General features: G+C 55.3%; 20 protein-coding genes. 15 read left to right on the top strand and 5 right to left on the bottom strand.

Translation table 11 applies throughout. From position 1 onward, the window contains the following. Positions 1–6: 6 nt before the first annotated feature. From dctP to aptA, 4 genes are all read right to left on the bottom strand, one after another. Entirely contained in the window at positions 7–996 is a 990-nt protein-coding gene (gene dctP, locus ACR0AY_RS07855; RefSeq protein ID WP_170511570.1) for a TRAP transporter substrate-binding protein DctP, read from the bottom strand. A 104-nt stretch (positions 997–1,100) separates the two neighbouring features. After that, positions 1,101–2,210, bottom strand: coding sequence for an alanine dehydrogenase (gene ald / locus ACR0AY_RS07860; protein WP_170511076.1), 1,110 nt, complete (start codon positions 2,208–2,210; stop codon positions 1,101–1,103). A gap of 25 nt (positions 2,211–2,235) precedes the next feature. Continuing rightward, positions 2,236–3,747, bottom strand: coding sequence for a CoA-acylating methylmalonate-semialdehyde dehydrogenase (locus ACR0AY_RS07865; RefSeq protein ID WP_480453940.1), 1,512 nt, complete (start codon positions 3,745–3,747; stop codon positions 2,236–2,238). Between the two features lie 34 nt (positions 3,748–3,781). Beyond that, positions 3,782–5,104 (bottom strand): omega-aminotransferase AptA, encoded by a 1,323-nt coding sequence (gene aptA / locus ACR0AY_RS07870; protein ID WP_170511072.1) that lies wholly within the window; start codon positions 5,102–5,104, stop codon positions 3,782–3,784. 155 nt (positions 5,105–5,259) lie between these two features. Between aptA and ACR0AY_RS07875 the strand changes: the two genes are divergently transcribed. From ACR0AY_RS07875 to ACR0AY_RS07920, 10 genes are all read left to right on the top strand, one after another. After that, positions 5,260–5,814: a cupin domain-containing protein gene (locus tag ACR0AY_RS07875; protein ID WP_170511069.1), complete on the top strand. Its 555-nt coding sequence runs from the start codon at positions 5,260–5,262 to the stop codon at positions 5,812–5,814. Positions 5,815–6,355: 541 nt separating this feature from the next. Beyond that, the gene (locus ACR0AY_RS07880) at positions 6,356–7,123 is read left to right on the top strand and encodes a FadR/GntR family transcriptional regulator (RefSeq protein WP_170511066.1); all 768 of its coding nucleotides are present in this window, start codon (positions 6,356–6,358) and stop codon (positions 7,121–7,123) included. Positions 7,124–7,277: 154 nt separating this feature from the next. Then, positions 7,278–8,339 (top strand): ABC transporter substrate-binding protein, encoded by a 1,062-nt coding sequence (locus ACR0AY_RS07885; RefSeq protein WP_170511064.1) that lies wholly within the window; start codon positions 7,278–7,280, stop codon positions 8,337–8,339. 12 nt (positions 8,340–8,351) lie between these two features. After that, entirely contained in the window at positions 8,352–9,167 is an 816-nt protein-coding gene (locus tag ACR0AY_RS07890; protein WP_170511062.1) for an ATP-binding cassette domain-containing protein, read from the top strand. Further along, the gene (locus tag ACR0AY_RS07895) at positions 9,157–10,377 is read left to right on the top strand and encodes an ABC transporter permease subunit (protein WP_170511059.1); all 1,221 of its coding nucleotides are present in this window, start codon (positions 9,157–9,159) and stop codon (positions 10,375–10,377) included. Before ACR0AY_RS07890 ends, ACR0AY_RS07895 begins: the two co-directional genes overlap by 11 nt. Positions 10,378–10,386: 9 nt before the next feature. Next, positions 10,387–10,839: a hypothetical protein gene (locus ACR0AY_RS07900; RefSeq protein ID WP_170511056.1), complete on the top strand. Its 453-nt coding sequence runs from the start codon at positions 10,387–10,389 to the stop codon at positions 10,837–10,839. Next, positions 10,836–12,452, top strand: a complete 1,617-nt coding sequence (locus ACR0AY_RS07905; protein ID WP_170511053.1) for a GMC family oxidoreductase — start codon at positions 10,836–10,838, stop codon at positions 12,450–12,452. Before ACR0AY_RS07900 ends, ACR0AY_RS07905 begins: the two co-directional genes overlap by 4 nt. A gap of 7 nt (positions 12,453–12,459) precedes the next feature. Further along, positions 12,460–13,920 carry an NAD-dependent succinate-semialdehyde dehydrogenase gene (locus ACR0AY_RS07910; protein WP_480453942.1) on the top strand — a complete coding sequence of 487 codons (1,461 nt, stop codon included), beginning with the start codon at positions 12,460–12,462 and terminating at the stop codon, positions 13,918–13,920. Further along, the gene (locus ACR0AY_RS07915) at positions 13,917–15,080 is read left to right on the top strand and encodes a mandelate racemase/muconate lactonizing enzyme family protein (RefSeq protein WP_170511048.1); all 1,164 of its coding nucleotides are present in this window, start codon (positions 13,917–13,919) and stop codon (positions 15,078–15,080) included. The genes ACR0AY_RS07910 and ACR0AY_RS07915 overlap by 4 nt, the downstream gene beginning before the upstream one ends. Before the next feature lie 4 nt (positions 15,081–15,084). Beyond that, on the top strand, positions 15,085–16,029 hold the full coding sequence (locus ACR0AY_RS07920) for a 2-dehydro-3-deoxygalactonokinase (protein ID WP_170511045.1): 945 nt from the start codon (positions 15,085–15,087) through the stop codon (positions 16,027–16,029). 457 nt (positions 16,030–16,486) lie between these two features. On the opposite strand, the gene ACR0AY_RS07925 is transcribed toward ACR0AY_RS07920, so the two are convergent. Then, on the bottom strand, positions 16,487–19,012 hold the full coding sequence (locus ACR0AY_RS07925) for a cation:proton antiporter (protein ID WP_170511042.1): 2,526 nt from the start codon (positions 19,010–19,012) through the stop codon (positions 16,487–16,489). A 325-nt stretch (positions 19,013–19,337) separates the two neighbouring features. Between ACR0AY_RS07925 and ACR0AY_RS07930 the strand changes: the two genes are divergently transcribed. The 5 genes from ACR0AY_RS07930 to ACR0AY_RS07950 all read left to right on the top strand — a co-directional run bounded on the left by ACR0AY_RS07930 (position 19,338) and on the right by ACR0AY_RS07950 (position 24,095). After that, the gene (locus tag ACR0AY_RS07930; protein ID WP_170511039.1) at positions 19,338–20,219 is read left to right on the top strand and encodes a LysR family transcriptional regulator; all 882 of its coding nucleotides are present in this window, start codon (positions 19,338–19,340) and stop codon (positions 20,217–20,219) included. 86 nt (positions 20,220–20,305) lie between these two features. Next, the gene (locus ACR0AY_RS07935; protein ID WP_170511036.1) at positions 20,306–21,121 is read left to right on the top strand and encodes a putative hydro-lyase; all 816 of its coding nucleotides are present in this window, start codon (positions 20,306–20,308) and stop codon (positions 21,119–21,121) included. Positions 21,122–21,141: 20 nt separating this feature from the next. After that, the gene (locus ACR0AY_RS07940; protein ID WP_170511034.1) at positions 21,142–22,179 is read left to right on the top strand and encodes a TRAP transporter substrate-binding protein; all 1,038 of its coding nucleotides are present in this window, start codon (positions 21,142–21,144) and stop codon (positions 22,177–22,179) included. Positions 22,180–22,243: 64 nt separating this feature from the next. Next, the gene (locus ACR0AY_RS07945; protein ID WP_480439428.1) at positions 22,244–22,807 is read left to right on the top strand and encodes a TRAP transporter small permease subunit; all 564 of its coding nucleotides are present in this window, start codon (positions 22,244–22,246) and stop codon (positions 22,805–22,807) included. Between the two features lie 4 nt (positions 22,808–22,811). Further along, on the top strand, positions 22,812–24,095 hold the full coding sequence (locus tag ACR0AY_RS07950; protein WP_010441863.1) for a TRAP transporter large permease: 1,284 nt from the start codon (positions 22,812–22,814) through the stop codon (positions 24,093–24,095). The last annotated feature ends 20 nt before the right edge of the window (positions 24,096–24,115 follow it).

Below are 24,115 nucleotides of genomic sequence, written 5' to 3' on the forward strand. Positions count from 1 at the left end.
CAGTGATTATTGCTGTTCTTTTGCAGCCAGCAGGCGGTCGATGATGTCCTGACCGACGTTTTGTGCCATCGCTGGCCAGACCGTTTCCTGGACATGAGCGGCCATCGCAGCTTGTTCTTCGTCACTCAGGCGCAGGATGGTGTAGCCTTTGTCGAGCAATTTCTGGCCGAACACTTCGTCGTTCTCTCGATTGTAGGCAAAGAAGTCTTCGGACGCCTTGGTCATCGCGGCTTGCAGCGCGGCGCGCTGATCGTCGTTCAGCTTGTCGAGTGTCCGCTGCGATGCATAGAAGGTTGTCAGCTCTGAGATCGAATTGTACTCGACAAAATGGGTGCCAACATCCGATTTGGCGAAGATCGAGTAAGTCGCGGTCTTCGTGCAGCAGATTGCTCCGTCGACAATGCCGGCCTGAAGCGCGGGGAAGATGTCGCCCCATGCCATGGTGGTCGCCTGGTAACCCAGTTCTTCTACCATCGACTTCACAACGCTGGACGACCAGACGCGAATGTTCATGCCCTTGTCGTCAAAAGTATTCCAGTTCTGGGGCTCTTGCGACGAAACGATGCCGATGAACCCTTCCGGATTCTGCGCCATGACGCGCACGCCATATTCGTCGGTGATCTCTTGCAGGATGGTGTTGAACTCGGAATCCATGTTCAGAAGCGTGCTTTCCATGTCATCCCAGCCGCCCAGCAGGAACGGCATGGACAGGAATTCCAGGCGTGGATCGGTATCGGCATAGATGAACGCCGATGCCAGGTCGATATTGCCGCGTGCAACATCTTCGAACAGCGCCTCACCCGAACCCAGTTGGTTTGCCGGGAATACTTCGATCTTCAGGCCGACGTCTGCTGCAGCGACATCCGCTGCGACCTGCTCCATCATTTTTGTGCCCTGATGGTCAATCGGGAACACACCGGCAAAGCGCAGTGTCATGTCTTCCGCTGCGGCTGCTGTTGAGATCGTGGTTGCAGCAAGCAAAACAGCGCCACCCATCGCGCCGAGGGCGCGGCGGTTAATCTTCGTAGTCATTTAGGTTTCCTCCTCAGTGGTGTGTGTCCCGCCGCATTACGCGCGGCGGGACATTTCTTTGCTTCAGTTCAGCAAAGTTCCGGGGCGATGAACTCGTATCCAAGGTCATCGGCCACAGCCTTGTACGTCACCTTCCCGTGGGCCACGTTCAGGCCATTCATCAGGTGACGATTGTCTGCAAGCGCCTGCTTCCAGCCATTGTTGGCAATAGCCAGAGCGTGCGGCAGCGTGACGTTGTTCAGTGCATAGGTCGAGGTTCGGGCGACTGCGCCAGGCATGTTGGCGACGCAGTAATGAACAACATCGTCGACAACATAGGTAGGCTCTGCGTGAGTGGTGGCTTTGGACGTTTCAAAGCAGCCGCCCTGATCTATCGCCACGTCCACGACGACCGCACCGGGTTTCATTTTCGAGATCAGTTCGCGCGAGACCAGCTTGGGCGCAGCAGCGCCCGGGATCAGAACCGCGCCAACAACCAGATCCGCATTGGTGACTTCTTCCTCCAGCGCAGCTTTGGTTGAATAGACAACCTTGGCCGAGGCCTCGAAGTGGTTTTCCAGCTTCTCCAGAACTGCAGGGTTACGGTCCAGAATGGTCACGTCCGCGTGCAGGCCGACGGCCATCTGGGCCGCATTGAACCCAACAACACCGCCACCGATGACCACAACTTTGCCGGGCTTCACGCCGGGCACACCGCCCAGCAATACGCCCAGACCACCCTTGGCTTTCTCCAAAGCGCTGGCACCGGCCTGGATTGACATGCGACCGGCAACCTGGCTCATCGGTTTCAGCAGGGGCAGACCGCCAATGTCGTCGGTGACGGTTTCATAAGCGATGCAGACAGCGCCCGAATCGACCAGATCTTTGGTCTGTTCCGGGTCGGGGGCCAGATGCAGATAGGTGTAAAGGATCTGACCTTCGCGCAGCATAGCGCGTTCAACGGCCTGAGGTTCCTTCACCTTCACGATCATCTCCGCATTGGCAAAGATATCCGCTGCGGTTTCGGCAATCTCGGCACCAGCGGCACGATAGGCCTCGTCCTCAGCTCCAATGCCGACACCGGCATTGGTCTCCACAATGACGTTGTGACCATGCGAAACCAGTTCCGCGACGCTCTCGGGGGTCAGGCCGACCCGATATTCATGGTTCTTGATTTCCTTGGGAACACCAATGAACATGTTCTTCACTCCTTGGATCGGATGATCATTTTGCCGTTGGCATGACAAACTCGGCACCTTCCGAGATGCTTTCGGGCCAGCGCTGCATGATGGATTTCTGCTTGGTGTAGAAACGAACACCCTCTTCGCCATAGGCGTGCATGTCGCCGAACAGGCTCTTCTTCCAGCCGCCAAACCCATGCCAGGCCATCGGAACCGGGATCGGAACGTTGACGCCGACCATGCCGACCTGGACCTGCTTGCCGAATTCACGCGCGGCGTTGCCGTCACGGGTGAACAGCGACACGCCATTGCCAAACTCGTGATCGTTGATCAGTTGCAGACCTTCGGCAAAGTTCGAGACGCGAACGCAGGACAGGACGGGGCCAAAGATCTCTTCCTTGTAGATCTTCATGTCGGGTGTGACGTTGTCGAACAGACTGCCGCCCAGGAAATAGCCAGCCTCGTGCCCTTCGACGGTGTAGTCTCGGCCATCAACCAGAAGGTCCGCACCTTCTTCGATGCCAGAGTCGATGTACCGTTTGATGCGGTCGCGTGCAGCGGCCGTGACGATCGGACCCATCTCGGCGTCCAGCTCAAGGCCATTCTTGACCTTCAGTGTTTCGGCGCGCTGTTTCAGAACCGGCATCAGCTTGTCTGCAGCATCGCCAACCAGCAGGGCAACCGAGATCGCCATGCAGCGTTCGCCCGCCGAGCCAAAGGCCGCGCCGATCAGGGCGTCGGCGGCCTTGTTCATGTCGGCATCGGGCATAACCAGCATGTGGTTCTTCGCGCCACCCAGAGCCTGAACGCGTTTGCCATGCCGCGCGCCAACTTCATAGATGTAGTTCGCAATCGGGGTCGAACCGACAAAGGACACAGCCTTGACGTCGTCATTCTCCAACAGCGCATCCACGGCGACCTTGTCACCCTGAACGACGTTGAAGACGCCATCAGGGAAACCGGCTTTCTGCATCAGATCCGCGTACAGCAACGCTGCGGACGGATCGGTCGGCGACGGCTTCAGGATAAAGGTATTGCCTGCGGCGATGGCGATCGGGAACATCCACATCGGCACCATGACCGGGAAGTTGAAGGGAGTGATCCCGGCGACAACGCCTAACGCCTGACGCGTGGTCCAGTTGTCCATGCCAGTGGAGACCTGCTCCGTGTAATCGCCTTTGAGGAGTTGCGGGATACCGCAGGCAAACTCGATGATATCAATGCCACGCTCAACTTCGCCTTGGGCGTCGGTGAACACCTTGCCATGCTCAACCGTGATGGCGCGTGCCAGATCGTCCTTATGCTCGCGTACCAGGGCCAGAAAGTTGTTCATAAGGCGGGCGCGTCGGATTGGCGGTGTGTTTGACCACTTCGGGAACGCGGCTTTGGCAGCGGCCACTGCGTCGTCGACAGTCTGGACGTTCGCCAGTGACACCTCGCCGGTTTGCGCACCGGTTGCGGGATTGAAAACCGGCTGAGTATTCTCACCGGATGGAGCAGTGATTTGGCCATTAATGTAGTGGCCGATCAAAGCGATCGGGGATGCATCTTTCATGATGTCAGTCCTTTTTGGGGTTAGAAGTCAGGGGTTATGGCAGATCCGCCAATACCTCTCCAAGTGTTAGACAAAGTTTTGTTATTTCGGGTTCCGAGATGATCAGAGGTGGAGACAAGGCGATGATGTCACCTGTGACACGGATCATTATTCCGGCGTCCCAGGCTCGTTTCATTGCATCATAACCCCGTGCCCCAGGCGCGCCCTCTCGTGGTGCAAGCTCGACCGCGCCCACCAATCCCAGATTGCGGATATCGATGACGTTCGGCAGACCTTTGAGGCTGTGAAGCTGATCCTCCCAGGGCTGCGATAGCAATGCAGCGCGGCGGAACAGATCGTTCTCCCTGTAACTCTCCAGCGTTGCCAGCGCGGCGGCACAAGACACCGGATTTGCAGAATAGGTATAACCGTGGAACAGCTCAATCGGCGCATCGGCGTTTTCCATCGCCGAGTCATAGATCTTGTCGGATACAATGACCGCACCCATCGGGATGACACCGTTGGTCAGGCCTTTGGCGGTCGTGATGATGTCTGGCTTTACATCAAAATACTCTGACGCCGTCGCTGCCCCCAAGCGACCGAATGCAGTGATAACTTCGTCGAAGATCAGCAGAATGCCATGGCGGTCGCAGATCTCACGCAGTCGTTTTAGGTATCCTTTCGGCGGCAGGAGAACACCGGTCGAACCGGCCATTGGTTCGACGATCACAGCCGCAATTGTCGAGGCGTCATGTAAAGCAACCAAACGCTCCAGATCGTCTGCCAGCTCTGCCCCGTGTTGTGGGCAACCGCGGGAAAATGCGTTCTTGTCCAGATCATGCGTGTGACGCAGGTGATCAACGCCGGTCAGAAGCGCGCCGAAATGCATGCGGTTCTTGACGATACCGCCAACCGAGATGCCACCAAACCCTGTGCCGTGGTAACCACGCTCGCGCCCGATCAAGCGCGTACGCGCCCCATCGCCGCGCATTCGATGGTAGTGAAGCGCGATCTTTAGTGCCGTATCGACGGACTCGGAGCCAGAGTTGGTGAAGAATGCGTGGTTCATTCCCTCAGGCATCATCGCGGTCAGCTTGGCCGACAACTCAAATGCCTGAGGGTGGGAGAACTGGAAGTTTGGTGCGTAATCCAGCTCGTGCACCTGTTTTTGCACGGCTTCAACGATCAGCGGATCACGGTGACCCGCATTGACGCACCACAGTCCGGCGGTGCCATCCATGACCTTCCGACCATCAGAACTGGTGTAGTACATCCCCTCGGCTGCTTGGATCATTCGGGGCTCGCGAAGGAAATCACGATTGGCCGAAAACGGCATCCAAAACGATGACATTGTGTTGGGTTGATCGAGCACGTTCATTCCTCGTGAAACAGATTTTCATTTGATGACAAATCCTTGCAGAGTTCAGACCTTCAGCACATCCGGTTTTATTTTAATCTGTAAGTTATTGAAAAAAATCATTGCACCCCTAGAATGCTTTCGATCCAAAGCAAGAAAGCACTAGAGTAACGGTTTTGTCATCAGATCTCGAAACAGCCCGTCGTCTAAAGTTGATTCGGACGACCAAAGGCCTCAGTCAACGTGAAATGGCCAAACGCGCGGGAGTGGGTAGCGGGACGATTTCTCAAATCGAAAGCGGTTCAACTCAGCCTTCCGTGGCGCTGCTAAAGAAGATCCTTGCCTCGGTAGACGTCAATTTGGGCTTCTTCTTCAGTTTTGAATTGCAGAACGAGGAGTCGTTTTTTTACCCGCACGAAAGAATGCGCGACTTGGGATCACCTGGCGTTTCCTATTTGCTTGTCGCAGGAGAGCGCCGAGACAGAAAACTCCAGATGCTCATAGAAGAGTACGATGTCGGTGCCGACTCGGGCCGATCTGAACTGTTCCACGAAGGAGAAGAATGTGCGGTTGTGATAGAGGGCCGCCTTGAAGTGACCGTAGATGGGCAGTCCAGGGTTCTGGGTCCCGGGGACGCGTACTACTTCTCAAGCATATTGCCACACAGGTTTCGGAATGCCGGTGATACGCCATGTAAAGTGATCAGCGCCTGCACTCCTTCGTCGTTCTGACTAAATGAAAGAGCTCTTCTGTGAGTGCTTCAATATTTCGCGGGATAGTCAAACTCGACGACCAATTTAGAATGTACAAATGCAATCGGCATTCACAACCAGAGGCCATTTGTCGAATTTCTTACGCGATCCCCGTCGGCGGGCTTTTTAGATTTCGCGCGTGCAGCGAATGGCCGGAATGCGGGCTGCAGCTGCGAAATCCAATGAAGTGCTCAAAGTCGGCTATGGGCCGAATCTCGGCTGTCGCCGGGCTCCATGGATTGGCAGCTGCTGCGCCGCCTCCGATGTCGACGTTAGAGTTCTGACCCAATACGCAAAAGAGTAGCTGCGAAACCATAGCTTTCGCAGGCTTGGCGTCACGCTCCAAGTTTCGTTGAAGGTTACGCTCTTGAGATTTGAAGAAATCGTAGGCTTCCCGAACCAGGAAAGTTCTTGTTTTTTGGTGCTTTGCTTCTTCTCACGCCGCAATCTCCTAGCATCATTATGTCGGATTTCTTAAAACATCTGGACAAATTAAACATCAGATGTTTAATATCATCATATGAGTGAGCTTCTATACTATGACTTGAAAGACACTGCGGGTGTGGCGCCTGGCCTCGCAACGCAAGTGTGTCGGGAACTTGGACGGCGCATTGTTGCCGGGCATTTCCCGGAAGGCAGTTTGATTGATGATGAAAACAAGCTGTGCACCCGTTTCGGGGTCAGCAAATCTGTTGTCCGTGAGGCAATCAAGCTGCTGGTTGGCAAAGGTTTGCTGGAAGTGCGTCGCGGTAGTGGAACACGAGTGCGGCGGCGCGCAAGTTGGAATCTTCTGGATGATGATGTGCTGGCTTGGCATCAAGGCATCGAGCCGAAGCCTGAGTTTCTGCGTCAATTGATGGATGTCAGGCAAATGGTTGAGCCCAATGCTGCGGGCTGGGCAGCTCAAACGGCAACGCCAGAGCAGATCGAAGACATTCGCAAAGCACAGCACGACATGGAGCAGGCGACCTCGATCCAGGATTTTGTAGTTGCCGATGCGCTGTTTCACCGCTCTGTCCTGCGCGCCGCGAATAATGAAGTGCTTATTGCTTTGGAGGGCGTGATCTTTTCGGCGCTGCTGAGCTCAATCAAAGTGACAAACAGCGATCCGCGCGAAAACAAACGATCGTTGCCATTGCACCGGCAAGTATTGAAGGCGATCGAAGCTCACGACAGTGAGGCGGCATCATCTGCAATGCGCGAGCACTTGGCCGATACTTTTGAACGCCTTTCGGGGGCTCTGCCGGATTTCAGCGCAAAACGTGGTGCAAAAGAACAAATGGGATGAGATGTCCACTGTCCGGGAAGGTGGCCGGGCTAGTGGTGACGACACGAGACATGCTTCTACCCAGCCTCGCGTCGTCAGGTTGGCCCGATAAATCGGGAGAACTCCACCAGATAATCCGGCGCAATGCGCCCGAAACATCGACGAGGAGGATATGATGTTTTCAAAGCTTTCGAAAGGCCTGTTGGCCGGATCTGTCGCAACGTCCGCGTTGCTGGCAGCCGGGGCGGCATCGGCCGAAGATATGGTTGCACTACTGCTTCCAGAAAACGTGAATCCACGCTGGGAACAGCAAGATGCTGCAGCTTTTGTGCGCACTATGGGTGAGATTGCACCTGACGTGAAAGTTGAAGTGTTCAATGCCAACAATGATACCGCCACGCAGCAGAGACAGGCGGAACAGGCACTGACTCAAGGCGCAAAGGTTCTTGTTGTCATCCCTATCGACGGGGAAAGCTCGGCGATCATTGCGGATACGGCTGCCGAAGAAGGTATCCCAACAATCGCCTATGACCGGATGATCAACTCGCCTAACACCACGTTCTGGGTACAGGCCGATTTGGAGGGTATGGGATTTGATCAGGCGACCCATGTGATCGAGAATACAAAGGACGGCGACACGCTGGTATTGCTCAAGGGTTCGCCGACTGATCCGAATGCAGCAGTCATCCACAATGGCCAACTTCGTGCACTCACACCTTTGTTTGAAAGCGGCGCACGCGTCATGGGATACGAGAACTGGACACAGGGCTGGGACCCGGCCATTGCCCGTCGCTCGATGGATCAGGCGCTGACTCAACTGGATAACAACGTTCAGGGCGTTGTGTCTTCCAACGACGGGAACGCCGGTGCCGCCATCGCGGCGATGGAGGAGCAGGGTATGGCCGGAACTGTTCCGGTTTCAGGTTTGGACTGCACGGTGCAAGCACAACAGTTGATGCTGCTGGGCAAGCAGACCCAATGTGGATGGCGTCCGCTTGAAGATATGGCTGCGGCCGCAGCACAGGTCACATTGCGTTTGGTCAATGGAGAAGACTTCTCGGATCTCGCGCCGCAAACCGTCACCAACGGTGTCGGAGCAGAAGTGGCCTATGTGCCGGTTGGTTCGTACTCGGCCATCGGCGCAGAAGGTGTTGCCTATGTGATCGAAAATGATGCTTCGATTACCAAAGACATGGTCTGTCAGGGCGAAGCCGCCTCAACCGACTTCTGCAAATAACAAGGTCGAGTTATGACGTCTGAAGACAAAATGGTGGGGCAAGCTGCCCCACCAGCGCACCTTGCTGTGCGTGGCATTCAAAAACGGTTTGGCGGCGTGCACGCCCTGCGCGGTGTTGACTTTGAGGTCGCTCGCGGTGAGGTGATGGCCCTTGTCGGCGACAACGGCGCAGGCAAATCCACACTGATGAAAGTGCTCGCCGGGGCACATCTTGCGGATGACGGCGCGTTTTTTCTCGACGGTAAGCCAGTCGACGTGACCTCACCCAATGACGCAACTGAGCTGGGTATTCAGATTGTCTATCAGGATCTTGCTTTGTGCGAAAATCTGGATGTTTCAGCCAATCTGTCCTTGGGGGCGGAACCTGTAAAGCCCGGTTGGGGGTTTCTGCCGCGTCTTCTTCGCCCTCTGGACGATCTGGAAATGGAAGTGAAAGCCAAGAAAGCCATCGACAGGCTCGAAGTGCGCACTTTGCAATCTGTTCGTGCCAAGGTGGGCGGTCTTTCAGGTGGTCAACGTCAAGCCATTGCGATTGCCCGCGCGGTTGGAGCCGAAAGCTCGGTCGTTATGCTGGATGAACCCACAGCCGCATTGGGCGTCGCACAGACCCGTCAGGTGCTTGAGGTCGTAAAGCGACTGCGCGAAACGAACCATGCGGTCGTCTACATCTCGCATAACATGCGCGACATTTTCGAAGTCTCAAACCGGATCACCGTGCTTCGTCATGGAGGAAATGTCGCCACTTACACAACCTCGGAGACGAACCCAGACGAAATTGTCGTCGCCATGACACGCGGCCTGGACACGGAGAATGGCAATGCAGCCTGATGCTAAATTGACGTTTCTCGACCGATTCAGCGCTCTGCGCGAGACGCAATTCGGGGCCTTTGTTCCTGTCCTCCTCGCGTTGGCAGCAATCTGGGGGTATTTCGGGCTTGTCCTGCCGCTCATTGATTTGATGAGCGGCGAAGCAGACAGTTTCCGTGCGATCTTCCTAAGCCCTCGCAATATCTACAATCTGTTTATGCAATCTGCTGTGATTGCCACGTTGGCGGTTGGGATAACAATCGTATTGCTGCTGGGTGACATAGACTTGTCTGCAGCCGCGACTGCAGGGGTTTGTGCCGCGCTATTGGGAGTGCTGGTGCTGAGCGGCGTGCCCGGTTGGCTGGCCTGCATCATTGTGATTTTCGTCGGCATTGTTATGGGCGCAGCGCAAGGTTTGCTTGTTGCCTATGTCGGCATCCCCTCATTTGTCGTAACGCTAGCCGGGCTTTTGGGGTACCAAGGCTTGATGCAAAAGATCCTGCCGACGGGAAACTTGAACGTCGGTGATCCCTTCGTGCGCGGAATAGCTCGGGTTCTTATCCCGGACCTTTGGGGAATTGTTCTGGGGTTGGCAGTTGTCGGCCTGTTCGCATACTCCAATTTGCGCAAGCAACGCCGGCGCAAAGCGCTTGGCTTGGAACAGGACAGTCCATTCGCTCTTTGGGGTCAGGTCGTCGCGTTTTCTGTCATTGTCGTGGCCGTCGTGCTGACGCTTAACGCTTATCGGTCTCTGCCGTTGTTGCTGGTGCTGCTTGTCGCGATCACTGCACTGTTGGGGTGGATCACAACCAGCACACCGTATGGTCGCTCACTTTTTGCTGTTGGCGGCAATGCTGAAAGCGCGCGGCGCGTGGGGATGAAGGTCAAACGTATTCGGGTCTCGGCCTTCGCAATTGTTGGCCTTATGGCCGCCATTGGTGGAATTTTCGGAGCGTCCCGCTATGGGTCGGTATCTTATACGGCCTTCGCCGGTGGCTCCTTGCTGCTTGAGGCGATCGGCGCGGCAGTGATTGGGGGCACATCACTCTTTGGCGGCCGCGGGTCAGTCTGGAATGCAATCCTTGGCGCTTTGGTCATCGGATCGCTCGGAAACGGGCTGGACCTGACTGGTGCGAGTGCGGCGGACAAGCTGATGGTGTCGGGTGCGATACTGCTCTTAGCTGTCGCGATTGATGCCGTGTCGCGTCCCAGCAACGGAAACGGAAGGTAGGAGGCGGCGATGTCAGAATATGAAAATATCAGTCCACATTTGGCGCTCGATGCAATCCTCAACATCCTTATTCCCGAAAATAGCGATCGAGGAATCCCGGCGGCGGGAGATCTGGGTGTGGCGGCATTCGTCACAGAGGCGGCTGCGCGTAATCCCGCTCTCAACAGCGCGCTCGTCACCTTGATAGCCCGCGCCGGCGAACTGGCGGACGGTATTACTCCCCATACCGTCCGCCAGCTGGAATCCGAATTGCCAGAGGCGTTCAGTTTGCTGCTCACGGAAACCTACAAAGGTTATTACAGTCGCCCGGATATGCGCGCCAAGGTCGGTGTAGGATCGCATCCTGTGCATCCAGCCGGGTACGAGGTTGCCAGTGATCCGCCCGCGCTTTTGAATGAATTGACCGCGCCTGTGCGCGCTCGTGGGCCAGTGTTTCGCGATCCTACCGGAGGTCAGGCATGAAACACGAACCCGTTGACGTTCTGATCATTGGTGCGGGGGCATCAGGCGCTGCGATTGCCTGGTCTCTGTTGGAAACACGGATGCGCATTCTGTGCCTGGAACAGGGTGCCCATCTGCTGGACAAAGACTTCCCATCGCGCCGCGAGGATTATGAACTCGCTCGGTACGCTGAGTTTTCTTGCGACCCGAATGTTCGAGGTCTTCCGCAGGACTACCCGATCAACGCGGAGGATAGCTGCATCACGCCGGTCAACTGGAATGGCGTGGGCGGGTCGACAATCAACTTCCTGGGCCACTGGCCGCGGATGCGCCCGTCAGATTTTCGAACAAGATCACTGGATGGCGTGGGTGAGGACTGGCCGGTCGATTATCACGATTTAGCGCCGTTTTATGAAATGAATGACCGCAACACGGGCGTCTCTGGTTTGGGAGGCAATCCGGCTTATCCCGACTATAAGCCGCCGCACCCACCCATTCCGATTGGCAAACTCGGGCAGACGTTAGCGAGTGGATTCAATGAAAAAGGCTGGCATTGGTGGCCGTCTGACGTCGCGATCCTAAGCCGGGATGACGATGGCCGCCAGAAATGTGTGAACGCCGGGACCTGTGATTTGGGTTGTGCGGCGGGGGCCAAGGGCGGAAGCAATTTCACCTATTGGCCGATGCTTGAAAATGCAGGTGTTGAACTGCGCACCAAAGCGCGTGTCCGTGAGATATTGGTGGACGAGGCCAGCGGGTTCGCGACCGGAGTACTCTATCATGGGGCCGATGGGCAAATTCATGAGCAGAAAGCAGAATTGGTCGTCGTGGCCTGTAACGGTGTTGGAACACCGCGCTTGCTGCTGAATTCCAAATCCAAATTATTCCCAGAAGGTTTGGCGAACCGGTCCGGCAAGGTCGGGAAGAACTTGATGTTCCATCCACTTACCGGCGTTGCAGGAGTATTTGATGAGCCAATGAAGGGACATGAAGGGCCGATGGCCTGTTCGATCCTTTCACAAGAATTTTACGAAAGCGACCCCGGTCGCGGGTTTGTACGTGGTTATGGTCTGCATTCTGGGCGCTCAACCACACCAATGACCTATGCGCTTGGTGGGTATGGCATCGACAGCCCCATCCCATGGGGGGCTGAACACCGAGAGATTATGGACAATGTCTACCCCTATCTCGCTGGCCTGACTGTGGTGACGGAAGATCTACCGGAAGAACATAATTGTGTGACCCTTGACCCAGATCTGACCGATAGCGATGGCATCCCGGCCCCAAAGATCACCTATCGCTTGGGTGAAAATACGCAGGCGATGCTGAAACATGGCGAGGCCCGTGCCGAAGAGGTTTTGCTGGCCGCCGGGGCAAAGCGCATTCTGCCCAAGGGTGACAAAGTCTGGTGGCGAGCAGGGTGGCACCAGATGGGCACCTGTCGGATGGGCAATGACACCGAGACGTCCGTGGTGAACGGCTGGGGGCGCAGCCACGACGTAAAGAACCTGTTCATCGTGGACGGCTCGATCTTCGTTACGGCTGGAGCGGTCAACCCAACTTCCACGATACAGGCACTGGCGCTCTATATCGGCGACCAGATCAAAACCAACATCGCAACACTGTTTGATTGAGGTGGCCATGGAGTTTCCAACGCAAATCTACATTGATGGCGCACTGACGGATGGCAGCGGGCGCAAAGAGGTCATCAATCCCGCCACTGAAAATCCCATCGCCACGGTCACCACGGCCGGCTTCGCGGATGTCGAGCGTGCGCTACAAGCCGCTAAGTTTGCGTTTCCCAGGTGGGCTAAGACCTCGATTGCGGACAGGCAAATGTTGATGCGACGGCTGCGCGATGAAGTGATCGCCCATGAAGAGTTCCTGCGCGACTGCGTGCATCAGGAAATGGGCAAGCCCTGGGCCCAAACGCATGAGGATTGGGACAGGTTGGTCGTTTCTCTCGATTTCTATGCCGAGGAAATTGCCCGCGTTCAGGATTATGGCTTCAGCGACCGGGCTGGCACCCATTCACATCGAATGGTCTATGAACCCGTCGGGGTGGCGGTGGCCTATCTAGCGTGGAACTTCCCTTTGTTGAATCTGGCGTTCAAAATTGGCCCGGCCATGGCGGCCGGGTGCCCGATCATCATTCGCCCGTCTGAAGCGACGCCGATTTCGGCCTATGCAGTGGGGGCGCTTTGCGAAAAAATCGACCTGCCGAAAGGTGTGGTGCAAATTCTCTGTACGGATGGGTATGACGTTGCTGATGCTCTGACCGCCTCGACCATCCCACAAGTCGTGACCCTGATCGGCTCGACCCGGACCGGGCAGCACATCATGCGCACCGGTGCTACATCAATCAAACGCTATTCGATGGAGCTGGGAGGCAACGCTCCGGTTATCGTGTTCGAAGACGCCGACCTCGACCTGGCCGCTGACATCGTGACCGGGGTAAAGTTTTCCAACGCCGGACAGATTTGCGTCTCACCAAACCGTGTGTTTGTGGCCGAGACCGTGCGTGAGGCTTTCACCGAAAAGGTGGTAGCCCGGGCAAATTCGGCTACGGTTGGTTTTAACAAAACAGACGATATCACAACTGGGCCAGTTATTGACGATCGCGCATGGGCTCGCATCAAAGGTTTGATTGACGATGCAATCGCGGATGGCGCGACCCTGCTGGCGGGTGGGGACAGACCCCCGAACCTGAACAAGGGTCACTACATCGCGCCGACCGTTTTGGACAACGTGACCGAAACGATGGGTGTCTATCGACAGGAAACCTTTGGTCCCATCGTCAGCCTAATTCCTTTCTCGGATGAAACCGGGGTCGTTGAAATGGCCAATGACTGCGAGGAAGGTGGGTTAACGGCCTATTTGTTCACGCGTGATCTAGGTCGGGCCGAATATTATGCCGCGCATCTGCGCTATGGCGAAATTCAAATCAACGGGGTGAAGTACGATATCGACTTGCCGCATGGCGGGATCGGTCAGTCGGGGATCGGGCATGATTGCTCAACCCTCGCGCTACACGACTATCTTGTACAAAAGCGGATCACGCGCGCCCTCGATTCCACTGGATTTGGAGGGTTGAACCCATGAAGATCACCCGCGTCACCAGCCATGTTCTCAGCTACGATTTGCCTGAACCACTGGGTTATTCTCAGCAATATTACCACAAGCGCACGGCACATCTGGTCGAGGTGGAGACTAACGAAGGTGTCACGGGCTGGGGCGAATGTTTTGGTGCAGGCAATGTCGCCTTGGCAAACAAGGCAATCGTCGAGCATGTGATCCAACCGATGGTGTTGGATATGGACCCACTGGATCGCGATGTGATCTGGCATAAAGTTTACAACCTGATGCGCGACCATGGCCAAAAGGGAATGCCTTTACAGTCACTTTCTGGCGTGGACATTGCGCTGTGGGATATCGCAGGCAAAATCGCAGGCTTACCGCTGCATAAACTCATCGGGGGCACCCATCGCGATCGCATTCAGGTTTACGGCTACGGTATGATGCTCCGCCCTGAGAGTGTGGACAGTCTGGTGTCTCGTTTTGAAGACGAAGCCGCCACAATCAAAGAAATGGGCTTCGTCGCGACGAAAATGAAAGTGGGGCTTGGTCCGACAGACGACGTGCGCCTGATCGAAGCTGTGCGTAAGGGTGTGGGCGATGACTATCGCTTCATGATCGATGCGAACCACGGCTACACGACCCATGACGCATTTTATGTTGGTCGCGCGATGGAAGAGTTCGACCCCTATTGGTTTGAAGAGCCCGTCGCCCCGGAAGATCTTGACGGATATCGTGAGCTGCGCGCCGGTTTGAATGTCAACATTTCGGGGGGTGAAGCAGAATTTAACCGATGGGGCTGGCGCGCCTTGTTGGAAAGCCGCGGTTTGGATATCGCGCAGCCGGAGGTTTGTGCTCTCGGCGGCATCACAGAATACCTGCGCGTTTTGGCATTGTGCCACGCGCATTTCACTCCGGTCGTGAACCATGTTTGGGGTTCAGCCGTGGCAGTGGCCACCAATATGCACCTTCTGGCAGCCATGCCGTCGCTTCCAGGTGGATTATTCCCGTGGGAACCGATGCTCGAATTCGATACCACGGACAACAAGTTCCGGGATGAACTGCTTTCTGAACCGCTGAACATACAAACTCAAGTCGCGTCAACAGGCGGTTTTGCAGCGATTCCAAACGGCCCTGGCTTGGGCGTGGATCCAGATCGTGACTTTATCAAACATTATTCGAGCTGACGGAATGGGTGATGTGAACGCGCTCGAATTTGTCGGAGTGGATTGGGGTACGAGCACCTTTCGAGCCTGGTACTGCAAGTCCGGGAAAGCGCCAGTCCAAATTCACAAAAGCGATATGGGAATGTCAAAACTCAGGCGCAATGAGTTCGCTCCATATCTTGAAAAGATCTTATCAAACAAAGGGATTTCCTGTTCTGCCTCGGTAATCATTTGTGGAATGGCCGGCGCGCGCGAAGGTTGGCGAGAGGTACCGTATGTTTCGGTGCCTGCGTGTCTTGAGGACATAGTAAATAATGCTGCGCACGTGACTGCCGGCCGCTATGGCTGCACTATCTTACCGGGTGTCTGTATTGCTGAAGAGGGACGCTTTGACGTGATGCGTGGCGAAGAAACCCTCTTGTTTGGCGCAGTTTCGAACGGCGTACGGGATGGTATCTTCTGCCTGCCAGGGACGCACTCAAAATGGTGTCGGATCGAGTGTGGCAATCTTGTTAGCTGGCAGACTGTCATGACCGGAGAGCTATTTGCGCTTCTGTCAACAGCCTCAACCTTATCGCAATTCTGTGGCAACATCAGATCGGAACTCTTCGATAAAACTGTTTTTAGGAATGCAGTCCACGAAGTATTAGCACAGCCAGCGTCTGCAATTCACAAACTGTTTTCGATACGCGCTAGGGCACTGTTGGACCCCGAAGCTGACATATACGACTTTTCGTCTAGGCTATCAGGTTTGTTGATTGGACAAGAGATCGCCGGAGTTCATCTGGAAGAATCTGACCCAGTATTTTTGATTGCCAGTGGACCCATTCGCGAAGCGTATAGTTCGGCAATCAAAATCTCAGGAAGTGAAGTTGAGACTATTGCAGCAGATACATCTGCTATCGCGGGATTGTCCTTGTTTGCTCACGAGCTTCTTAAAACCAATAAGGTGGCATCGCGAGTTCAATGAACTTTCGGGCAGTACGAACCGAAGCGAAGCGACAGCAAACCGACCTTTTGAGCATGAACGAGGTCGTTCCTTATGTAGCGCTCTAAAAGTTTGAGATCTTGGTTGCCGGTATCTTACGTCGAGCTAGAAAGTGAGGATTTTGCACTGGCAACGAATGTCAGCAATGCGGATTGCGGACGCAGAATCCGACAACACAGATGGACGGCAGCTCTGGGCCGGACCTGTCACAGATCGCTTACCCGTCCTTCTTACAAAGTCGCACTTCGTGGCTGGTGCTATTAAATATGGAGCTAGGAAACTGGGGCGATTGTCCGGGATGTTGAGAGTAGTGACGGTTTTTCGAGTGAACAAGCTTCTGATAGGAGAAGACCATCGACAAAACAGAACCCGACTGGTGCCCATGAGACAACACCGTTGTTTCCGCGGCTCCTTTCCAATTGATGATCTTTCAAGACAATTAACCCTGTTCAGAAAGCCCTGCACGCTGATCCAAGTCCAGCACCGCAGGGTCTATCATGCGGTTTTTTGCGCTCATTCTGACAGAATTCCGCATGGCTTCACTTCGGCGAAGCAATCGACGGAAACGCGCCTCGTCGAGCAAAAGTAGTGTCGAGGGCGCCAACGCCCGCACGTTAACGCGACGGGGCCGTTTCAACAGCATGGCCAATTGCCCGAACATTTCGCCACGACCTAACCGCGTAGTGTGTCTGCCTAACTCCACTTCGACTGCGCCAGAAGCGATGAAGAACACACTCCGGGCGAGTTCATCTTTGGAGATGATGGTTTCACCTGCATTGGCATAACGGGTACGCAGTGCTCTGCTGAGTTTTCTCAGTGATGCTTTGTCGAGATCAGAGAATAGCGGAAACTGCCTGACCAGATCCCGTCCTTTGAGGGCGATGTCCAGTACCGGACGCCCTTCAGTTAAGGCACGGCGTGCCGCCATTTCCTGCATCAACACCGAATAGAGTTCTTCACCCACCAGGCCGTCTTCGCGCATGACCGTGTATTCACGCTCTTCCAGTCGCAGCGCAGTTCGTCGGATGAACCGCCGCTCCAGTTTTTCGGCATAGCCTGGATATTGTAGCCGCAAACCATCAAGCGCGGTCTCAACCGCCTCGGATCGACGTGCCAACAGATCATCGAGCAATTCCGCAACCCGGCGGCCGTGAATCCGTCGTATGCGGCCACGGACAAACCCGTCGAGATCCCGCAGGATCAGGCGTTGCATGAGCAGTCTTTCAAACCGATCCGTTGTGATACGCGTGAGTGGAAACGAGATTCGAAGCCGGTTGTGCAGAAACACAGCGATCCGGAAAGACTTGCCGTAAACGACGGACCGATTTGACGCGCGTTGATAGCCGATCCGGCCTCCGGTCCGTGCCCCTTCAATGAGTCTATCCGCGTCGGACAGAACTTTTTCACTCAGAACCGACGACATGGTGCGCTCTCGCATTCGGGCCAACACGGAATCTCGCTCCGCACCGGCCAGTGCAATCAGGCCAAGCGTGATCCGGTCACGATCAAGGATCTGAGCGCTGTCTTCGGCGGCCTTTACAGCTTCATCGAGGCGTTCGCTGAACTGTTTGGCTTCGGTTCTGACGATATCGTGAGTCAGGTTGTAGTTTTCTGCGGTGCGGGACACGTCCTCGCGCACTGATTGCAAGGCGACCGCGACCACCTGGCGTGATAGTGCCGTATCAAGCGGAGAGAGCTTGTCGAGCCCCAGCTTTGTGATCACCGAGCGCAAGGTTGTGCCCTGAATAATCAGCGTAAACAGTGTAAAGCCTGTGGCCAGGATGCCAACCAGACGCTTGGTCTCGAGCGGGATATGCGTGCTTTCGGTGACTGCCAGCGCCAGCGCCAGAGTCACGGCACCCCGCAGCCCACCCCACAGCATCGCGGTGCGATAGGGGCGTTCCACAGCCGGCGACAGACCGATTGTCGTAAGCAATGGCAACAACCCGAACAGAACCGCCGCCCGCGCGAGTGTTGCAGCAAGAACCACCACAGCCAACAGGCCAAAGTCAGACGGTCGCACGCCTTCCAACAATCTCGGTATCAGCAATGCTGCAAGAATAAAGATCAGCGCCCCGGCCCAATGCGCCAGAAGGTCCCATACTTCTTGCAGATTTGCCCAAGCGACCGGTGACACTCGACCGGGGCCGGTCAGATTGAGAGTAAGCCCTGCCGCCACAACAGCGATGACACCCGAAGCACCGATGCTTTGTTCAGCAACGATATAGGAGAGATACGGCAGCGCAACGGAAACTGAAATTTGCGCCATTTCCCAGCGGTCTACGAAAGCCATCAGCCAAACCGTCATGCGCGCCATGAGCCAACCGGTGAGTACTCCGCCTAAGATCAACAGAGGAAATTGCCCCAAGGCTTCACTTAGTAAGGGATCGGGTCTTCCGAGCATGACAAAGCTCATGAATAGCCCGAAAAGAGCAATCGCTGCGGCATCGTTGAGAAGGCTTTCGCCCTCGATAATTCGTGACAGCCTGCGTGGTGCGGAGATGGATCGAAAAATGCTGACAACCGCCGAGGGATCAGTTGTCGACACAATAGCACCGATCAACAGGCAGGCGGCCAGCGGCAACGTACTTACCCAACTGAGCGCGTAGCCAATAGAAAGTGTAGCCACAATCACTGCCACAACGGCCATCATCAGGATGGGCATCCAGTCGTCCAGCATCCTGCGTAGGTTCATGCCGAGTGTGGCCTGAAAGAGCAACGTTGGCAGGAAAACATAAAGGAATGCGTTGGACCGGATCGGCAGATCAATGATCGCTTGCGCCCCAGGATTCAGCGCATCCGTCAGGTCAGTGTTGAGAAAAAAGGTCGCGCCAAGCCCGATCACCACCCCCAGGACGGCGAGAATAACGCTGAAAGGCAAGCGCAATCGAGCAGCCAGTGGCTCCGCCACGCCGATTACAACAAAAAGCGAAGTGATGATGGTCGTAATTACGACTATGTCCATCAATACCTATTACCTGAGAACTCGAACTAAGGGAATCCAACCTTCAAACCGGATCGACCCTGTGGGATCAATGTGTGAACTTACACTCGTCAATAATGTGCAGTTGCAGCGAATGTCAGGAATGACGGGCCGCAGTGCGACACCAGCGCGGTGAGTGAACGGCAGGTTTGGGCCGTAATTATCTGATCCCATTGCCGTATTACCTTCAATGGAAGTCTGGTTTCCTATAAATATTCAACAAGTTCATCATCAATAGCCTCTGACAATTCAAACGTAGACAATACGATAGTAAGATCAGGACCGTTCTTAGCAGAAAGCGATCAACTTGGCTCGGCTCAAACTCGAACATCTACAAACATTTCTTTCTGTTGTGCGCTTCGGCAGTGTCAGCAAGGCAGCCGAAGTACTTAACCTGACGCAGCCTGCCGTGACTACTCGCATCAAGTCCTTGGAAGATGGTTTGGGAACGTCGTTGTTCAAACGTGAAAGCGCTGGCATGCGCCTCACCAAGCGTGGCGATATGCTTGTCCACTATGCCGAGCAATTTCAGCACCTTTCAGATCTGGTCGAAGAGCACGTTGTGGATACGAGCGCCGTTGACAGGTTGATCCGCCTGGGCGTGTCCGAGACTATCGCTCAAAGTTGGCTGCCCGAATTTGTCGGCGCATTGCGAGCAAAGTACCCGTCTCTCAAGATCGAGATCAGCGTCGACATTTCATTGAACCTCCGGGATCAGTTGCTGGGGCGTGAAATCGATCTGGGTATTCTGCTTGGGCCGGTCTCAGATTACACGGTCGACAACGTGGTGCTTCCGGATGTACCACTGGCCTGGTTTCAGGCAGCAGGCGGAACTCTAGGGCAAAACGTCGATCTGGCTGGCATCCCAATCGCGACCTACGCCAAGAACACCCGGCCGTACCGGGAACTGAGGGCCGCACTTTTCGAACGATTCGGTTCCGAAATCTCCCTGTTCCCGTCCTCTTCTTTGTCTTCTTGTTTTCGGATGGTCGAGGCCGGGCTATGTGTTGGCGCGCTGCCGATCTCGCTAGCGAAGAAGCTGGTGCAAGAGAGAAAGCTGGTCGAATTCGACCCGGGCTGGGTTCCCGAACCTCTTCAATTTTCTGCCTCTTACCTGGGTGATCCGCGCAATCATCTGCTTGAGGCCGCAGCGGTCATCGCCCGAGATGTAGCGCTTCAACAGGTATAAAAATATATTATGTAGAAGACAAAAATAATACAATTTGATTTTATGCCCTAGTCGCACGAACGTATTCCAAACTAGGGAGGGTCGTAATGAGCGATCTGTTTGAGCCGTTGAAATCTGCGACAACAGCGTCTGTGCGCGCGCAGATCAGGTCACGGGCCTATCGCGGTCACACAGCCGGATTGGGCGGGAATACCCTGCAGGCCAATCTGGCGATTTTGCCCGAACATTACGCGTTGGATTTCATGCGCTACTGCCAGCGAAATCCAAAACCCTGCCCGATTGTCGGCGTTTCCGATACGGGCAATCCAAACATGGACACCTTGGGAGTTGATATTGATATCCGCACCGATACTCCGGCTTACTACGTATATCGCGACGGCATCCACGTCGACACGGTTCATGATCTCAAGCAACTGTGGCGCGATGATTTTGTGGCGTTCGCTATGGGGTGCTCATTCACTTTCGAACATGCATTGCAACAGGCCGGCGTACCGCTCTGGCACATCGAAAACGACCGCACAGTGCCGATGTTCGTGACCAATATCCAAACGATCAAATCTGGTCCTTTCGAGGGGCCAATGGTTGTCAGTATGCGGGCGATCCCTGATGCCAGGGTAGACGAAGTTGTCGATATCTCACGCAAATTTCCTCTGGCGCACGGAGCGCCGGTGCATTGGGGCGAGCCAGAGAAAATTGGTATCGCCGAAATAAATAGCCCGGACTGGGGCGATCCGGCTCCGGTCTCAGACGGCACCACGCCAATGTTCTGGGCTTGTGGCGTCACACCACAGGCTGCGATCAAGAATGCCAAACCTTCAATCGCGATCACGCACAAGCCGGGGCACATGCTGATCACCGACATCGCGGATGACGCTGAAACACCCATCTATCAATCAAAATAATACAACAGGAGAGAAACCAGATGAAGAAACTCGCAACAACTCTCGGCGCGCTCGCTGTCTCAACAACCGCAGCGTTTGCCGACAATCCCGTGGTTTTGAACGCAGTAGGAACGTGGTCCAGCCTGACCAACTACCAAAAACACGAAGAGCCATTCTTTAACCAACGGCTCAACGAGGCATCGGGCGGCGAAATAGTCGGAAAAATCCAGTCGCAATCCGGTTTGGGGCTAAAGGGCTTCGAGATCATGCGCATGGTCAAGAACGGTGTCTTCGACTTTGCCTTTGGCTTGCCCGGCTACGTCGCCGCCGAAAATGCGATTTTCGAAGGCGCTGATCTGTCCACTTTGACACAGGACATCGACACGCAGCGTAAGGTGGCCGACGCCTATTTCGACACGTTGTCCTCGGCGTTCGAAGAGATCTACAACGCCAAGCTGCTTATGCTGTACCCGTTCCCAAGCCAAACCCTTTGGTGCAACGCTGAAGTGAACGGAATTTCCGATCTGGAAGGCAAAAAGATCCGCGTCTACTCGACGACTTTGGGTGATTTTGTAGAAGGTGTCGGGGGCACATCCGTAACTGTCGCCTTCTCCGAGGTTATTCCTGCGCTGGAAAAAGGTGTCGTAGACTGCGCGATCACCGGCACCATGTCAGCCTATACGGCCAAGTGGAACCAGGTGGCCACTCATGCCTATACCTTGCGTGTTGGCTGGGGTCTGGCATTCGGAGCCATGAACCTGGACAAATGGAACAGCCTGACGCCAGAACAACAGGCACTCTTGGAAACCGAACTCGCGGTTCTGACGGACTCCATGTGGGCAGAGACGGCAACCGAAGATGATATTGCGATTTCCTGCATCACCGGCGGCACATGTGAAATCGGTGAAGCCGGATCCATGACGCTCGTCGAACCCACGGCAGACGATTTGACCGCACGGGACAAGATCGCGACCGATGTCGTGCTGGCCCGTTGGGCGGAACGCTGCGGCGCCGATTGTGCTGCAAACTGGAATGAAACCGTTGGCCCGATCCTTGGCCTGAAAGCCGAAGCCAAGTAATCCGGCCGATTCAGTGGGGCGGTCAAACTCCCGCCGCCCCACCACAAAACATCAGGTAATCAAAATGTTAGACAAGCTCTTAGGCGGCGCGCGAAGGCTGAGCCTTTGGATGACGTGGCTGGGTGGTACACTGATCGTGTTTTCGGCCTTCCTCATCACTCTCGAAGTCTTTCTACGCAAAGTTTTCAACATCTCGCTGGGCGGGGCGGACGAAATCTCGGGCTATGCCTTCGGTGTGGCAACCGCGTTGGCGATGTCTTTTGCGCTGTTTGAACGCGCGCATATCCGGGTTGACGCCCTGCTCGGAGCAATTCCCAAGGTGCTGCACCCAATTATCAACCTGTTTGGCCTCGTGCTTTTGACAGGATTTGCCTTGGTCATCGTTGTGATGGTGTGGGGTATGGTGGCCGACACGCTGGCTAACGGTTCCCGGTCGATTACTCCGATGCGCGTACCGTTGGCCATTCCCCAGATACCGTGGCTCTTGGGTTGGATGTTCTTTGTAGGCTCGGGCGTTCTGATCGCTCTGGCCGCGATCAGACAATACTTACGAGGCGATCTGGCCGGAGTGCAGGACCTGATCGGCGTGAAATCCCTGGACGAACAAATAGAAGACGAGACGGTATAGACCGATGCTGATCAAGACACTCCTGATCCTACTTGCCCTCATCGGTTTGGCCGTTCCTATTGCCGCCTCGTTGGGTTGGCTGGGCCTGATCCTGCAATGGACCGACAGCCCGATGCCGTTGCACCGCGCAATATCGGATATGGCATGGCAGACCAGCACGGACTTTCTGCTGGTGGCAATCCCGATGTTCGTAATGATGGGAGAGATCCTTTTGCGTGCTGGCATCACCGAACGGATGTACGACGGTATTGTCAAATGGCTTGGATGGTTGCCGGGTGGGTTGATGCATTCCAATATCGGATCCTCGGCCCTGTTCGCGGCCACGTCTGGGTCATCCGTAGCCACTGCCGCAACCATCGGAACGGTGGCTGTGCCGCAGATCAAAAAACGGGGTTACAACGAGCGGCTGTTTCTCGGCACCGTGGCTGCCGGAGGAACGCTCGGCATTCTCATCCCGCCTTCGATCAACCTGATCCTATATGGTTTGTTGACCAATACTTCGGTGCCGGAACTGTATCTGGCGGGCTTTCTGCCTGGATTTCTGCTGGCACTGTTGTTCATGGCAACCGTCGTTGTGGCATGCATGATCAGGCCGGAATGGGGCGGGGACCAATTACGCCACAGCTGGGCAGAGCGGCTTGCTGCGCTTCCTGCACTGATCCCCCCTCTTGGCATCTTCATGGTGGTCGTCGGCTCGATTTACGCAGGTCTGGCTACGCCTACCGAAGCCGCAGCATTGGGCGTTGTTGCCTCGATGGCGCTTGCGGCGTTCAACGGCAAGATGTCGATGGAAACCATGCGTCACGCAATCGAAGGCACAATGCGCACGACCGCCATGATCATGCTGATCATTATAGCTGCGGTGTTCCTGAACTTTGTCCTTTCAATAATCGGCCTGACCCAGGCTTTGACCGATTTTGTCACAGGGCTGGGCTGGAGCCCAATGCAAACCATGTTGATGATCGTCGCGGTGCTGATCCTGATCGGCTGCTTCATGGAGACGTTGTCCATGCTGTTGACCATGGCGCCGCTGGTTACCCCGATCGTTGTGGCGCTGGGTTTTGATCCGGTGTGGTTTGGCATCTTGTTGATGGTACTTCTGGAAACCGCTCTGATCACACCGCCGATAGGGATCAACCTTTATGTGGTGCAAGGGATCAGGAAAGCAGGACCGATGATGGATGTGATCCGCGGCGCATTGCCATTTGTTGTTACCATGTTCGTCATGCTCGGGCTTCTTTTGGTTTTTCCGAAGCTCGCAACCTGGTTGCCTTCCTTGGTGTACTAAACCGCCGAGGCTTCCTTCCC

Source organism: Ruegeria sp. A5, assembly GCF_056543005.1.

What these genes read in the sequence shown, in the direction of transcription:
- ACR0AY_RS07940 (WP_170511034.1), top strand. Translation starts at nt 21,142, where the DNA reads ATGAAGAAACTCGCAACAACTCTCGGCGCGCTCGCTGTCTCAACAACC.
- ACR0AY_RS07925 (WP_170511042.1), bottom strand. Translation starts at nt 19,012, where the DNA reads ATGGACATAGTCGTAATTACGACCATCATCACTTCGCTTTTTGTTGTA.
- ACR0AY_RS07895 (WP_170511059.1), top strand. Translation starts at nt 9,157, where the DNA reads ATGCAGCCTGATGCTAAATTGACGTTTCTCGACCGATTCAGCGCTCTG.
- ACR0AY_RS07865 (WP_480453940.1), bottom strand. Translation starts at nt 3,747, where the DNA reads ATGAAAGATGCATCCCCGATCGCTTTGATCGGCCACTACATTAATGGC.
- ald (WP_170511076.1), bottom strand. Translation starts at nt 2,210, where the DNA reads ATGTTCATTGGTGTTCCCAAGGAAATCAAGAACCATGAATATCGGGTC.
- ACR0AY_RS07900 (WP_170511056.1), top strand. Translation starts at nt 10,387, where the DNA reads ATGTCAGAATATGAAAATATCAGTCCACATTTGGCGCTCGATGCAATC.
- ACR0AY_RS07935 (WP_170511036.1), top strand. Translation starts at nt 20,306, where the DNA reads ATGAGCGATCTGTTTGAGCCGTTGAAATCTGCGACAACAGCGTCTGTG.
- ACR0AY_RS07920 (WP_170511045.1), top strand. Translation starts at nt 15,085, where the DNA reads ATGGGTGATGTGAACGCGCTCGAATTTGTCGGAGTGGATTGGGGTACG.
- aptA (WP_170511072.1), bottom strand. Translation starts at nt 5,104, where the DNA reads ATGAACGTGCTCGATCAACCCAACACAATGTCATCGTTTTGGATGCCG.
- dctP (WP_170511570.1), bottom strand. Translation starts at nt 996, where the DNA reads ATGGGTGGCGCTGTTTTGCTTGCTGCAACCACGATCTCAACAGCAGCC.
- ACR0AY_RS07880 (WP_170511066.1), top strand. Translation starts at nt 6,356, where the DNA reads ATGAGTGAGCTTCTATACTATGACTTGAAAGACACTGCGGGTGTGGCG.
- ACR0AY_RS07890 (WP_170511062.1), top strand. Translation starts at nt 8,352, where the DNA reads ATGACGTCTGAAGACAAAATGGTGGGGCAAGCTGCCCCACCAGCGCAC.
- ACR0AY_RS07905 (WP_170511053.1), top strand. Translation starts at nt 10,836, where the DNA reads ATGAAACACGAACCCGTTGACGTTCTGATCATTGGTGCGGGGGCATCA.
- ACR0AY_RS07915 (WP_170511048.1), top strand. Translation starts at nt 13,917, where the DNA reads ATGAAGATCACCCGCGTCACCAGCCATGTTCTCAGCTACGATTTGCCT.
- ACR0AY_RS07885 (WP_170511064.1), top strand. Translation starts at nt 7,278, where the DNA reads ATGTTTTCAAAGCTTTCGAAAGGCCTGTTGGCCGGATCTGTCGCAACG.
- ACR0AY_RS07910 (WP_480453942.1), top strand. Translation starts at nt 12,460, where the DNA reads ATGGAGTTTCCAACGCAAATCTACATTGATGGCGCACTGACGGATGGC.
- ACR0AY_RS07950 (WP_010441863.1), top strand. Translation starts at nt 22,812, where the DNA reads ATGCTGATCAAGACACTCCTGATCCTACTTGCCCTCATCGGTTTGGCC.
- ACR0AY_RS07945 (WP_480439428.1), top strand. Translation starts at nt 22,244, where the DNA reads ATGTTAGACAAGCTCTTAGGCGGCGCGCGAAGGCTGAGCCTTTGGATG.